Source organism: Geitlerinema calcuttense NRMC-F 0142, assembly GCF_030285425.1.
Window position 1 is genome coordinate 1 of sequence record NZ_JASVEJ010000037.1, and the last position, 14454, is coordinate 14454.

10 protein-coding genes are annotated in these 14454 nt (G+C 45.6%); 5 read left to right on the forward strand and 5 right to left on the reverse strand.

Translation table 11 applies throughout. From position 1 onward, the window contains the following. Positions 1-136: 136 nt before the first annotated feature. The 3 genes from coaE to QQ055_RS09475 are packed head-to-tail and all read right to left on the reverse strand — an operon-like array spanning position 137 to position 2022. Positions 137-742, reverse strand: coding sequence for a dephospho-CoA kinase (coaE, locus tag QQ055_RS09465; protein ID WP_284478526.1), 606 nt, complete (start codon positions 740-742; stop codon positions 137-139). Further along, on the reverse strand, positions 743-1336 hold the full coding sequence (ureG, locus tag QQ055_RS09470) for an urease accessory protein UreG (protein WP_284478527.1): 594 nt from the start codon (positions 1334-1336) through the stop codon (positions 743-745). A gap of 11 nt (positions 1337-1347) precedes the next feature. Next, positions 1348-2022, reverse strand: coding sequence for an urease accessory protein UreF (locus QQ055_RS09475; protein WP_284478528.1), 675 nt, complete (start codon positions 2020-2022; stop codon positions 1348-1350). A gap of 362 nt (positions 2023-2384) precedes the next feature. On the opposite strand from QQ055_RS09475, the gene QQ055_RS09480 reads away from it, so the two are divergent. Beyond that, positions 2385-2879, forward strand: a complete 495-nt coding sequence (locus tag QQ055_RS09480) for a hypothetical protein (protein WP_284478529.1) — start codon at positions 2385-2387, stop codon at positions 2877-2879. A 180-nt stretch (positions 2880-3059) separates the two neighbouring features. Here QQ055_RS09480 and QQ055_RS09485 read toward each other — a convergent pair whose 3' ends face one another. Both QQ055_RS09485 and QQ055_RS09490 read right to left on the reverse strand, forming a co-directional pair. Then, a complete protein-coding gene (locus QQ055_RS09485) occupies positions 3060-4100 on the reverse strand; it encodes a glucokinase (RefSeq protein WP_284478530.1) in 1041 nt (346 codons plus the stop codon). 77 nt (positions 4101-4177) lie between these two features. Then, positions 4178-4816 (reverse strand): histidine phosphatase family protein, encoded by a 639-nt coding sequence (locus QQ055_RS09490; protein ID WP_284478531.1) that lies wholly within the window; start codon positions 4814-4816, stop codon positions 4178-4180. Here QQ055_RS09490 and QQ055_RS09495 point away from each other — a divergent pair. The 4 genes from QQ055_RS09495 to QQ055_RS09510 all read left to right on the forward strand — a co-directional run bounded on the left by QQ055_RS09495 (position 4815) and on the right by QQ055_RS09510 (position 14264). Further along, the gene (locus QQ055_RS09495) at positions 4815-5024 is read left to right on the forward strand and encodes a hypothetical protein (protein ID WP_286004613.1); all 210 of its coding nucleotides are present in this window, start codon (positions 4815-4817) and stop codon (positions 5022-5024) included. The genes QQ055_RS09490 and QQ055_RS09495 overlap by 2 nt on opposite strands. A gap of 310 nt (positions 5025-5334) precedes the next feature. Continuing rightward, a complete protein-coding gene (locus tag QQ055_RS09500) occupies positions 5335-6360 on the forward strand; it encodes a glycosyltransferase family 2 protein (RefSeq protein WP_284478532.1) in 1026 nt (341 codons plus the stop codon). A 156-nt stretch (positions 6361-6516) separates the two neighbouring features. Beyond that, complete coding sequence (locus tag QQ055_RS09505) at positions 6517-8793, forward strand: WD40/YVTN/BNR-like repeat-containing protein (protein WP_286004614.1); 2277 nt, start codon at positions 6517-6519, stop codon at positions 8791-8793. Between the two features lie 83 nt (positions 8794-8876). Beyond that, the gene (locus tag QQ055_RS09510; protein WP_284478535.1) at positions 8877-14264 is read left to right on the forward strand and encodes a trifunctional serine/threonine-protein kinase/ATP-binding protein/sensor histidine kinase; all 5388 of its coding nucleotides are present in this window, start codon (positions 8877-8879) and stop codon (positions 14262-14264) included. Positions 14265-14454: the final 190 nt, after the last annotated feature.

Here is a 14454-nt window from a genome sequence, read left to right on the forward strand (position 1 = left end):
TATGCCGTTGGAAAAAAGCTCGACCGTTGGCTGTAGGGTTGATTGAGGCCACGAAACCCAACATCTTCGAAATCCCAAAAATGCGCCCTTATTGACTAAAAAAAAGCTCGCCGCGTGGATGAAATTTCGCAAAGCTCTAACCGACTAAAGCTGAATCAATTTGTTGAAATAGAGCTTCGATTGTGGTTGAATTGTCTAAAATAACTTGGGCTTTTTGGCACTTTTGTTCAAGTGACATTTGAGCGTTGATTCTTGCTTTGGCTTCAGTTAAGATTAAGGCGTTTCGCTGCATTAAACGTTCTAGTTGTTGTTGAAAATTGCAATAAACAACCCAAATTTCAGTTACTAAATCGGTCATTTGGGCTTCAAATAATAAGGGAATAACTAACACTAGAGTGGCATTTTTAGGAGCATTTTCAATATTTTCAATAAAGCGCGATCGCACTTCGGGGTGAATCTGTTTTTCGACCCATTGACGCTCATTAGAATCGTGAAAGATAATATTAGCTAACTTAGCTCGATTTAAGCTACCCTCTATTTCTAAAATATCCTGACTATAGTGCTGAACTAGACGTTCTAAAACCGGAGAACCAGGCGCAACCGCTTCTCTGGCATAGATATCCGCATCAAATACAGGGAGTTGATGGATCTGGGCTAAATAATTTGCTACAGTCGTTTTCCCGGTAGCAATTCCTCCAGTTAAGCCAATAATTCGCCTAGATTGATTCACAATTTCACTCATCTAAATATAGCGAATTATGAAATCTACAACCTGCGACAAACCTTCTTGCGTTTTGAGATTGGTAAACACAAAAGGGCGATCGCTACGCATTTTTTGAGCATCGCGATCCATTACGTCTAAACTGGCTCCTACCATTGGCGCGAGGTCGATTTTATTAATAACCAGTAAATCTGATTTCGTAATTCCGGGGCCGCCTTTTCGGGGAATTTTATCGCCAGCCGCCACATCAATCACGTAAATGGTGATATCGACTAATTCCGGACTAAAAGTAGCCGCTAAATTATCGCCGCCGCTTTCTACAAACATTAAATCTAAATTTTGGAAACGGTCTTCTAATTGCTCAATAGCGACAAGATTAATAGAAGCATCCTCGCGGATAGCGGTATGGGGACAGCCTCCCGTTTCTACCCCTAAAATGCGATCGCGATCGAGTGCTTGCGATCGCACTAAAAATTGAGCATCTTCCTGAGTATAGATATCATTCGTCACCACCGCAATCGAATAGCGATCGCGCATCGCCTTACACAACGCATCGACTAACGCCGTTTTTCCCGAACCCACAGGGCCTGCAATACCAACTCGAAGGGGACTCATACTCTGTTAAGCTAGCTTCTAAATAACCGAGTATACTGGGTTTCGTGCGCCATACTTGCCAAGCTTAACCCCCAGCTAAAGCTACTCAACTCCTCATCGGCGAGCATCAGAATTTCTGGGGTGACTCTCAGTAGGGTTGGATGTAAGTTTAACAGCAATTGCTGGCCCGTCGTTTGTCCGAGGGGAATCAATTTAACACCCGCCGTCATTAAATTCGTCGCCCAACTCTGCAAATAGGCCACAATAGCAGCATCAGGGGGAATCTCCCAATAAGCCGCCGCAATCCCATAGGCAATAGAATAATTACAATCCTGCTTGCAGGCCTGGAAAATATCGGCAATTTGGGGTTGAATATCCATTAACAGACGAGAGAGCGATCGCCCCATCTGCCAACTCGCTGCACGTAACTCTGAGGTTTCCTTCGTCGCCGTACTCCAATCATTCCAGTAGTTTAAGGCTTGGCGATCGCCCTTAATTGTCGCATGAATTGCCCGCAGCGCGATCGCAGCCTCTAAACGCACCGAACCATAGGATAAACTCTGTTCCATCCACTCCTGCAACTGGCTTTCATTGCAGATAACCCCTTGTTCGACCAATATCTCTAATCCCTCAGAATAACTATACGCCCCAATGGGTAACGCCGGACTTGCCAGTTGTAGCAGGTAGAGGAGTTTGTCTAAGTTCATAGGGGAGAAGAGGGTGGGGAGGTGGGAGGAAGAAGGGAATTGGGAGTTGGGAGTTGGGGGTTGGGGAAGAAGAGGATGGGGGGAAGAAGGGAGTTGGGAGTTGTTCTAGATACTTACTCAGCACACCGCTACTTGGTGTGCTAAAGCAACAGCACTTTACACTCAGCACTACTTGAACCCACTCAGCACTCAGCACTTTATACTCAGCACTCAGAGAAGCACTTAGTAAAGTTGAGGCTAGAATCTTTTAGCCGGATAGTACGTCAAATTATCAGTATGGAGCAAGAGGGGCGAAAAGCGTGAAGACTTGCAAATCGTCACAGGTGCAAAACCCTCTCGTTTGAGATAGTGGAAGTGAACTCATGAAGAAATGGTTATTCGTTGTTGGTTTAAGTAGCCTAGCGTTGCTTGGGGGTTGTGTTGCATCATCGGAGTCTAGCACCCCGCAAAGCCATGTTTTTAATCCCAGTCAGGTAGAAGTAGGCGATCGCATTTTAGGCCTAGAACTGGCGGCTGTCGATGTATCGCCCTACCAAGAAAGGTATACCGGAACCGCGAAATTTAACGGCGAAGTCACGGTTAGCGGTCAGTTTGTCGCTAATGATAGTCATTTTGAAGGTGATACAGGCGTTCCCTGTTTCTACGTGGATGAAACCTCAGCCACACAACTTCCCCGGTTTGTCGGTGACGAACGCATGTCTTGGTTCTGTTTTGATAACCCCGAAGTTGCTAAAACGGCTTTTGGCGGAAACAACCCAGTTCAAGAAAACGCGAAAATCGTTATCGACAACTATCAAATCGTCTACGCTCCCTCGGATGTTGTCAACCAGGCTACTTTTAAGCGGATCGTAGAGTAGAGGATGGGGAGATGGGGAGGTGGTAGGTTTGCTTACACCTTGGATCGATTGTGTTACCCGCTAGGGAATTCATTCCACAGGCTTTTAGCTAAAGTCATAGCCTAGAGGATAAGGATTTTAGTCCATTTTAATGGACTTGAGCGATTAGCCCGGAACTTGAGTTCCGGGCGAGGGTGAAAGTTACTGAGAAGTTAAAGAGATCGCCGATCCAATCAAACCCACTTGTTGATTAAGGATAATATGGACGGGGACTTTTTCTAATAGGGGACTGACTCGACCTTTGTCTAGGAAAGCCTGGAGAAATTCTCCCTGTTTCATTAAATCAAGATTTTTCGCCGCAATACCACCCGCAATGTAAAGTCCGCCGTAGGGTAAGAGTTTAATGGCCAGGTTGCCTGCTTCGGCACCATAGGTTTCAATAAACAGTTGCATGGTACGCTCAGAAAGGCGATCGCGCTTGGCTATGGCGGCGATGGAGATGGCGGCGGCGGGATCGACGGTTTTTTCTTGTCCGAGTTGCTGTTCCCAAGTTCTCACGATTTGACTAATTTCGGGAGATTCTGGTGCAATTTGTTTATCGCGTAAGAATTGGTAAATTGCGATGACGCCTTGTCCGGAAACCACTCGTTCTACAGAAATGTGGCTTAGGGAGTTGCGATCGCGCAGATACTTCAGCAATTCAAACTCTAACTCATTGCGCGGTGCAAAGTCTGCATGACCGCCTTCTGAGGAAAACACTTGATAGCGATCCTCTGACAAGCGAATTAAAAAGCCTTCCCCTAAACCCGTTCCTGCGCCAATAACAGCAATGGGGGCATTCGGATCGGGTTGTCCGGGTTGTAAAGTACAAATATCCTGCTCTGATAATCCTAAAATGCCATAGCCCACGGCAGCAAAATCATTAATCAGGCGAACGTGGGGAATAGATAACTCTTGTTCTAAGTGTCGCGCATCGAGCAACCAAGGCAGGTTCGTCAGTTTTGCCGTATCCTTGACGATAGGGCCTGCGATCGCCAAACACGCCTTTTCCGGTTGCGGTTGTTCCCCAGTTTGTGCGGATGCGGCTAAAAACTGCCGGATCATGGGAATTAGATCGGGAAACTCTTGGGAAGAATACGCTGCTTGGTTTAAGGTGTGCAAACCTCCCGTCTTCTCGGATGCTTCGACTAATCTTAAAAAGGTTTTCGTACCGCCAATATCGCCAGCTAACAGTAAAGTCATACTGAATTATTTCTATTTCTGACCGCCGCTTGGCCATTGTAATCTAACGGCGCAACCTAAAATCAACCCTCTTAGGATCAATTGAATCGAAGGGTTGACTCGGTTTTGTCTAAATGGGAGGTATCGCCATTGAGTTCGAGTTCCCACCCTTCCTTTCGCCAAACCACTTTCACTAAACAGCACAGCGAAGCCTTAACTTCTGGCTTACCCAGAACTAAACCCCAGGTTGTGCCTAACACGCTGGCACCATGTCCCACCAATAGCAGATTATCGGGAAATTCTGCTGCTAGCAACTGAGCAACGTCTCCCCCACGGCGCATACAAGTTTCATCGGTTTCAGGATACTGGGGTTGCAAGCGCGAGGTATAGCTAAGATCGATACGCGGGTAGTTTTGTGCTAATTCTTGGGGAGATGCAGTTTCAGGAGTATCGCTCATCCAATCAGGATTAAGCCATTCGCACAAACCCCATTCTAGTTTAAGGGGTAAGTCTAACGCCTCGGCAACTGCATGAGCCGTTTGCACGGTGCGTAAAAAGGGAGAGGCAAAAATATGCTGAATGCTTTCTGTTTTCAGGCGTTGCGCCAACTGTTCGGCTTGCAGTAACCCATCCTCCGATAATGGCGGATCGTAGCGACGTTTGGCAGTATCAAACCACTCAGGATGAACAAAATCAAGGCGGTTGGCGTGTCTGGCGATCCAAATGGTTTGAGTCATGGGTGCTATGCAACAAGTTAGCAGTTCTAGCCTACTGTATTGTTTCAGCGTTAAGAGAAGGCGATCGCCTACAATTATCCCGTCTCTGGAAGTGGGTGGAGTGGGAGAGGGTGGAATTACCAAAATAGGCGCGATCGCACTCAACCAAAAAGTTGAAAACGCTTGTTGGCGAACCGTATATTTTTCAAATCTCAGTCTAAAGCAGTAGGTTTTTTGTTGAAAAATTCGCTAGTTACAATTAGATTAACAACCTTAGATAGATTCGTCAATTAATGTCAGTAAATCTTCATCAATTGACCTTCATCTATGAAGAAATTACTGTACAATTACGGACAAGGTTTAACGTCAGTGTAGTTTTAGCGATCGCCAGAATTTCAGTCTATTCGCTTTGGCAGCATCATGACTTTTGAGTTAATGCTGCTGTGTTTGTGTTGAAGTCATTGTAATCAAGTCTCCTGTTGAGTTATTTGGAGCTAAAACTGACGCGTTCTTAAGTGTAAATCAGGGAGACAAAAAGGATGCAAAAAGTATCCGTCATTATTCCAGTCTACAAGGCTGAGGATTATATTGCGTCTACGGTACAATCTGTTCTCGACCAGAGTTACGAAAACTTTGAGCTAATTATTGTTGATGATGGTTCTCCCGATCGGAGTGTAGAGATTTGCCAACAATTTAGCGATCCTAGAATTGCAATCGTTCGTCAAGAAAATCGGGGAGTTGCGGCTGCTCGCAATACCGGAATTCGCCAAGCAACTGGAGAATATATCGCCTTACTAGATGCGGACGATTTGTGGCTTCCCGATAAATTAGCCAAGCATGTTGAACATCTCAATACCTCTCCAGAAGTAGGAGTCAGTTTTAGTCGTTCTGCTTTTATTGACCAAGAGGGCAACCCATTAGGCATTTATCAGATGTCTAAGCTTAAAGATGTGACACCCCTGGATCTTTTGTGTCGTACCCCCATTGGCAATGGTTCGGTAGCAGTCATTCGGAAAGAGGTGTTTGAAGCAATCCGATTTCAAGATAATCTTTATGGCACCCCCGAAGACTTTTATTTTGATGACGATCGCCAACTCCACCCCTCAGAAGATGTAGAATGCTGGTTGCGGATGGCAATTCAAACCGATTGGCAGATTGAGGGATTAGCAGAAGCCTTAACTCTATATCGGGTGAACCCTCAAGGCTGTTCGGCACAATTGGTAAAAAAACTGCACTCCTGGGAAACCCTGATCGAAAAAGTCCGATCCTATGCAGCCGAACAGATGGCGCAGTGGGAAAAGCCAGCAATGGCTTACCAACTCAGACACTTAGCGCGTAGGGCTGTTACTTTAGGAGATGGTGCAACCGCCGTAAAATTCTCTCATCGCGCCCTATCAACCTATAGCGCGATCGCCATTGAAGAGTTACCCCGTACCTTTTTAACCGTATCCGCCTCCTACTTACTCTGGCTGCTGCCCAAGTCGCTGTATCATACCCTGCAAAACTTGGCGATCGATCTGGTAGGATCTATCCAGAAACGCCGTATCTTGCAAGAACGAGTTTAAAGAGAGTACGGAGAACAGACGCGGCATCGAACCTCTAGCCAGACAAGCTTTAAGTTTTTGAGCAACCGTTTGAGTCGGTATCTTTTACTGCTAATGGCAGTAGAACGAGAAGAACGCTCATACTAAATAGTTAGTTGTTGTGCTGGATTAACGATCATGCCTGTCGAGTTATTTGCGATCGCCCTCCGAATTGTCGGAAGCCTGATTATCCTAGCGGTGGGAATATTCGGTGCAAAAATTATAACTCGCTGCATTCCTAAATCCAGTTCCTGGCTATCTCAGCGCTTGGGTAAAACCATTTACTTTAGCTTGGTGTTAGCGTTCAGCGCGATCGCCTTCAGCAGACTTGGCTATTCTATTCCGAATTTGCACTCACTTTTAGATTCACCCCAAATTACCCTAGCGCAAAACTTTCGCCCCAATATCCTGTTAGGACGGGCAAATGTCGCCATTGGTGGAGGGGGATACGTGACAGGCGTGTATCCCCACCCCCAACAAAAAGACCTGGTTTACATTAAAACCGACGTGGGCGGCTTTTATCGCTGGAACCCGCGCAACGAAACCTGGATACCCCTCACCGATCATTTTAATTTAGATGAAAAACATTACTATGGCGGAGAAGCGATCGCCCTAGACCCGAATAACCCCAATCTGGTGTATATTGCAGCAGGCGATCACCTGTGGCGAGAAGAACCGGGAAGCTTATTTAAATCGAGCGATCGCGGCGAGACTTGGACAAAACTCGATCTAGACTTACCAATGGGGGGAAATGACAATAAACGCTGGGCGGGAGAACGCCTCGCCGTTAGCCCCACCAACGCTCAGATTATTCTATTCGGTTCCCGGCGCGACGGCTTGTGGAAATCCCAAAATGCAGGTCAGTCTTGGCGACAAATTAAAGACTTTCCAGGGAAACCGGAAAGAAATATTGGCATTCTCTGTATCGTCTTCGATCCGGTACAAGCTGGCGTCGTCTATGCCAATGCTTACGGCGATGGCGTTTATCAGTCCACCGACTTTGGCGAAAATTGGCGCAAACTCGAAAATAGTCCAAAAACCGTCAATCAGATGGGAGTTGCTAGCGATCGCACCCTCTACATTACCAGCACGCGATCGCCCAAAGTCAGCAAATACGCCAACGGTACCTGGGAAGATATTACCCCCAAAACCGACGACGCCCCCTTTAACGGCCTCAGCGTCAACCCCAACCGCCCCCAAAACATCCTGGCTAGCATTGGCGAAAGACCCTATAACCGCACCTTCCAAACCACCGACGGCGGGAAAACCTGGAAAGAAATTAAACGCAACCTGAATAACACCGTCTCCTGGTGGGATGGCATTATGCTAAAACATCCCTGGGTAGCCGGGTTAGCCTTCGATCCGCAAGTCCCAGGACGCGTTTGGCTAACCGACTGGTACGGAACTTGGCGCACCGATAATATTAATGCAGCCACGGTAAACTGGACAAACTACGTTCAAGGTCATGAAGAAGTCGTCGTCTTTTCAATGATCTCTCCCCCGCAAGGCCCCTTACTGGTTAGCGGCGTTGCAGATGTGGATGGGTTTGTCCACGATCGCGGTTTAGAACAATTTCCCAGTCACAAGTTTGGCAAAAGCGGCCCCGAATTTCAAGGAACTTACGGACTCGCCTACGCCTACAACCAGCCCTCAAACTTAGTGCGGGTGGGTGGCAACCAGTGGAACAATGAATATTCTGGGGCGACTAGTCGCGATGGTGGTAAAAGCTGGCAAAAGTTCGCCACTTTTCCCCCGGAAACCATGCCTTTAAGAGTCGCCATGTCTGCCACCCATCCTAATCTGTTTGTGGTGACAACCAGCGGGAAACAGCCCATTCGGACAGCCGATAGCGGCAGAACTTGGACAACGGTGAAAGGCTTACCCGACGGGCCGGGAGGACCTTGGAATTGGCTTCAGTCGCTAGCCGCAGATGGCGCAGACGGTCAGACCTTCTATTATTACTACAACAATACGGTGTTTCGCAGTACCGACGGTGGCGCAACCTTTGCTTCCGCCTCGGAGATTAATGGGCGAAATATGTGGCACGTCTTGAAAACGATACCCGGAGAGAAAGGAGAAGTCTGGCTGGGGTTAGACGATCGCGGTCTGCATCGCTCGACCAATGGCGGCGAATCATTCCGTAAAATTGAGACGGTGGAACGGGCGCATTTAGTCAGTTTTGGCAAACCTAAACCCGGTAGCAATACGCCTGCATTGTATATCTACGGTCGGGTGACAGGTCAGGGAGATGGGATTTTCCGGTCTTTGGATAAGGGACAAACCTGGACGCGCATAGGCGATCGCGATCGCCCCATCGGTCGCATTCCCAACACTCTAGAAGCCAGTTGGCAAGAATACGGTCTAGTGTTTATCGGCACCAATGGTCGAGGCATTTACTACGGTTCAATGCGCTAACACAGTTAGGTCGTCTGTCCGCTGTTAAATGACTCTCCGAGCCAGGGAATACTAAGTTTGACCCCCAAACTATCTCACTTCCTATGAGCGCCCCATCCATTCGTCTGGCTAACTATGACATCACTGAGCAAATCTACGCGGGTTCTCGCACGCTGGTGTATCGAGCAGTCTGTCAGACGGATCGGACTCCGGCGATCATCAAGCTACTGAAACATGAACAGCCCAGCTTCAATGAACTGGTGCAGTTTCGCAACCAGTATACCATTACCAAAAATCTGAATATTCCGGGCATTGTCCAACCCTGGAGCCTGGAGCCGTATTGCAATGGCTATGCCCTGGTGATGGAAGACTTTGGCGGCATCTCCCTACAACAACTGACCCAGGGGCGATCGCTGCCTATAGAACAATTCTTTGCGATCGCCCTGCAACTAGCAGACATTCTGCACCAGTTACACCAGCGGCGGGTGATTCACAAAGACCTCAAACCTGCCAACATTCTGATTCATCCTGAAACGCAACAGGTAAAGCTGATTGACTTCTCGATCGCCTCGCTGTTACCCAGAGAAACCCAGGAGATTCAGAGTCCCAATGTGCTAGAAGGAACGCTGAGTTACCTGTCGCCGGAGCAGACTGGACGGATGAACCGGGGTATTGACTATCGCAGTGATTTCTATTCGTTAGGTGTGACGTTTTTTGAACTGCTGACCGGGCAACTGCCGTTTCAGTCTCGCGATCCAATGGAGTTAGTACACTGTCATCTAGCTAAACAGCCGCCCTCAGCCTGCGATGTCAACCCTGAGTTGCCGTTGATGTTGGGCGAAATCATCTGTAAGCTGATGGCAAAAAATGCAGAAAACCGTTACCAGAGCGCATTAGGACTGAAGTATGACCTGATGCAATGCCAGCAAGCAGGGCAATCTGGTGACAAATCCACCAGGTTTGAGTTAGGACAACGCGATGTGTCCGATCGCTTTCTCATTTCCGAAAAGCTCTATGGGCGAGAACAGGAAGTCGAAACGCTGCTGGAGGCATTTGGACGAGTTGCCAACGGTGCTTCTGAACTGTTGCTGGTGGCTGGTTTCTCTGGGATTGGCAAAACTGCGGTAGTGAATGAAGTCCACAAACCCATCACCCGACAGAACGGCTATTTCATCAAAGGGAAGTACGATCAGTTCAATCGCAATATTCCGTTTTCAGCCTTTGTCCAAGCTTTTCGCAGCTTGATGGGACAAATTCTCAGCGCATCGGATATAGAACTCGCTCGCTGGAAGGAGGAAATCCTGGCTACTGTTGGTGAAAACGGACAAGTTCTAATTGAAGTCATTCCCGAACTCGAATACATCATTGGCCCTCAACCCCCGGTAATTGAGCTGGTGGGTAGTGCGTCTCAGAATCGATTTAATCTGTTGTTTGGCAAATTTATTCAGATATTTACGAAAAAAGAACATCCCTTAGCAATCTTTCTCGATGATTTACAGTGGGCTGATTCTGCTTCTTTGAATCTTTTGAAATTGTTGATGAGCGAGTCAGAAACAGGCTATCTCCTTGTCCTCGGAGCTTATCGGGATAATGAAGTTTTTCCAGCCCATCCGCTGATGCTAACCCTGAATGAGATTAGACAACAAGGTGTCAATCTCAATACCATCATGTTAGCTGCTTTGAATGAATCAGATATTACCTGCTTAGTTGCCGATACATTGCAATGTTCCAATAATATCGCTGCGCCACTTTCGCACTTAATCTGTCAAAAAACTCAGGGAAATCCATTTTTCACCATTCAGTTTTTGTATGGACTGTACGAGGAAGAATGTATTATCTTCAATCCTTCCTCCGGCTATTGGCAGTGCGATTTAACCCAGGTGAGACAGTTAGCGCTGACGGATGATGTTGTGGAATTTACGATCCGACGATTGCAGAGGCTACCAGAGGCAACACAGCAAGTATTAAAGCTAGCGGCTTGCATTGGCAATCGATTTGATTTAGAAACATTGGCAGTAGTCTGTGAAGCTACTCCAGAGAGTGTAGCAGCAGACTTATGGCGATCGCTGCAAGACGGGTTAGTGATTCCCGAAAACTCCACCTACAAGTTTTTCCAAGGAAAGGGACATGATGTAGAGGCGGTTGATAACATTACTGTTAGTTATCTGTTTCTTCACGACCGAGTCCAGCAAGCTGCTTACTCTCTGATTCCTGAGACTTTGAGACAAGCAACCCACTACCAAATTGGTAAACTTCTGTTGGCTAATGTTTTGCCAGAAGAACAAGGGAGCAAAATTTTTGCGATCGTCAATCACTTAAATGAGGGCTTTGTACTGCATCAAAGCCAAGAAGAACGTTCAGAACTGTTACAACTAAACTCGATTGCCGGGAGAAGGGCTAAAGAATCTACTGCCTACGGAGTTGCTGTTAACTATTTTACAGTCGCTAAAAGCTTGTTACCTGACAATAGTTGGCAGCAATGTTATGAGAAGACCTTAGATGTTTATTTTAATCTCGCAGAAGTTAAATATTTGTCTGGAGATTTTCAATCTTCTCTCGTCATAATTGAAACAATTTCTAGCTTTGCCAGACAACAAGTTGAAAGGGCTGAAGCGTTTAACCTTGCGATTTTGATGTTCACATTACAAGGTCAGTATCTCCAAGCCCTTGAGTATGGACAAAAAGCCTTATCTTGCTTGAATTTTGATTTATCAGAAATAGACTTACCAGAGAAACTTGAATCTTACCAACGTGAGATTGAATTGAAATTAGGCGATCGCCCAATAGAGCAGCTAGTTGATGAACCAGAGGCCACCGATCCTGAAAAACGTCTGATTATCAAAATCTTGAATAATTTAATTGTACCCGTTTATGTTCTTCAAAAGGGAGAGCTATACTTTGTCGTCGCCTTATCAATGGTTTCAGTATCTCTCAATTTTGGCGTAGTAGCTGAATCAGGAAACGGATTTTCAGCCTACGGAATGTATCTCGGATATTATCATAACTATCAATCTGGCTATGAATTTGGAGTTCTGGCAGAAAGTTTAGCCAAACGATTTAAGCAAGCAGAGAATCTATGTAAAGCTTGCTATATGCTGGGAAATAATTTGCTTTCCTGGGTGCGTCCCTTGCGTTGCTCGCTGCCTATTTTCGACCGAGGATTAGTGGCTGGGCTACAGTCTGGGGAGATGGTTTTCTCTGGTAATCTTTTGATGTACAAGCTGCTCAATCCATTTTATGCAGGAGAAAGCCTATTAGAAATTCAGCAAAATCTTCCTGAATATTTAGAATTTTGTGCCAAGAAACTTAACTATCAGTTGCCTGTAGATGTGCTGTCTGGATTAAACATGGCGCTTGCCGAACTTACAGCTAGTGGTGCTGAGAATATCCCGACTGAGCAGCAGCACCTTGAAGTATGCAAGAACAACAACAGTGATTATGCAATTTGCCACTATTTGCTCCTAAAAACCAAGATTTTGTGTTTTTACGGGCGCTATGAAGAGGCATTGAAATCGGCTCAAGGGGCTGAAGACCTCGTGGGTACAATTACGGGAAAATATCAGGTTGCAGCCATCAACTTTTATCAATCGATTGCTCTAGCTGAATACTGCCGGGTTCATGCTCTAGGTTTAGACAATAGTTACATCCAAAAAGTTAAATCAAACCAAGCGCAACTGAGTCTATGGGCAGCAAGTTGTCCTGAAAACTTTGCTCATAAGTACGATCTCGTGAATGCCCTTCTAAGCGTTTTATCAGGACAGAAAACAGAAGCTATTGAACTATTTGATAGCGCGATTACTGGGGCTGAAATCAATGGCTACCTTCAAGAAAAAGCTTTAGCAAGCGAACTTGCAGGCAAATTCTGTCTTGAATGGGGCAAACAGAAATTTGCCGCAGGCTATATACAAGAAGCCTACTATTGTTACGAAAAATGGGGTGCAAAAGCCAAAATTATCGAGTTAGAAAAATGCTATCCCCAACTCCTGACTCTCATCTTACAGCCCACTCGTTCGACTCTCTCCATTAACGAAACTATCATCCCCTTGGTGACTGCCAACTCTACTACTGAAGCTACTTCTAGTAGCAGTGTCTCAGATACTCTAGATTTAACAGCGGTTCTCAAAGCTTTCCACACTATTTCAAGCGAAATTGAATTTGAAAAACTGCTTTCATCGTTACTGAAAATTATTATTGAAAATGCTGGAGCTGATAAATGTGTATTAATGTTGTGGCGAGACAGTCACTTGCTCATTAAAGGCTCAATTACCCAGAAAACACAGCCCGTTGTGTTGCAGAACATTCGGGTTGAAGAGAGTCAAAATATACCCCACAAACTCATTTACAAAGTCAAGCACAGTCATCAAACTGTTGTGTTGATGGATGCCACAGCAGATCCGATATTAGCCAATGACCCGTATATTGTGCGTCAACAGCCTCAAAGTATCTTGTGTAGTCCAATTTTACATCAGCGCAAGTTGATGGGCATTTTATATCTGGAAAATAGTTTAATCAGGGGGGCATTCACGAGCGATCGCGTCGAAATACTGAATTTAATTTGCGCTCAAGCTGCTATTTCTCTAGAAAATGCTCGACTTTATGAGTCTGCTCAGGAATATGCTCAAAAGTTAGAACAAGCACTCACTAATTTACAAAATGCCCAATTGCATATAGTTCAAAGTGAAAAAATGTCTGCGTTGGGTAATTTAGTCGCTGGCATTGCCCATGAAATGAATAATCCATTGGGCTTTATCTCTGCTACTCTGCAACAAACTAAACCCAATTTAGCTGACCTGACTGAACATCTCAAGCTCTATCAAGCAGCTCTTGAAAAACCTGGCGAGCAAATTCAAGACCATGCTGAAGAAGTTGATTTAGAGTATCTGTTAGCAGACTTACCGAAAACAATTGATGCAATGGTTATGGCGTGCGACAGATTGAAAAATATTAGCACTAGCCTGCGGATATTTTCCCGTGCTGACAAAGATTACAAAGTCCAGTTTAATATTCATGAAGGCATTGACAGTACAATTTTAATTCTCAAGCATCGCCTCAAAGCTAACGAACATCGTCCAGCCATTGAAGTAATTACTAACTATGGTAGTTTACCTTTAGTGAATTGTTTTCCTGGACAATTAAATCAAGTATTTATGAATGTTCTTGCTAATGCTATTGATGCGTTAGAAGAGATAAATATTGGGAAGAGTTTTGCAGAGATTCAAACTAATTCTAATCGCATCACAATCACGACATCAATCATAGATCGCCAATCCGTCAAAATATCAATTGCTGATAATGGCAAAGGTATGAGTGCAGAAGTCAAAGAAAAAATATTTGACCATTTATTTACGACTAAGGCGGTCGGTAAAGGAACGGGATTAGGATTAGCGATCGCCCGCCAGATTGTAGTGGAAAGACATGGTGGCAGCATTGAAGTGCAATCTGAGGTCAATCAGGGAACTGAATTCTCGATCCGATTGCCCCTCCAGGGTTGATATTAGCAAAGGGCATGGGCGATCGCAGATTGCGCTAATTCACTCAGTTGTTCGTAGGATGTCAGTTTTTTCGCGTCTGTCATCTTAACCCCCTGTAATTTGATTCCAGCGTTCAACAGCAACAATCATGGGTTAACCATCTTCTCCCCGATCAATCCCTGTTGTTCTTTCAAAGGATGAAGAAACCGAG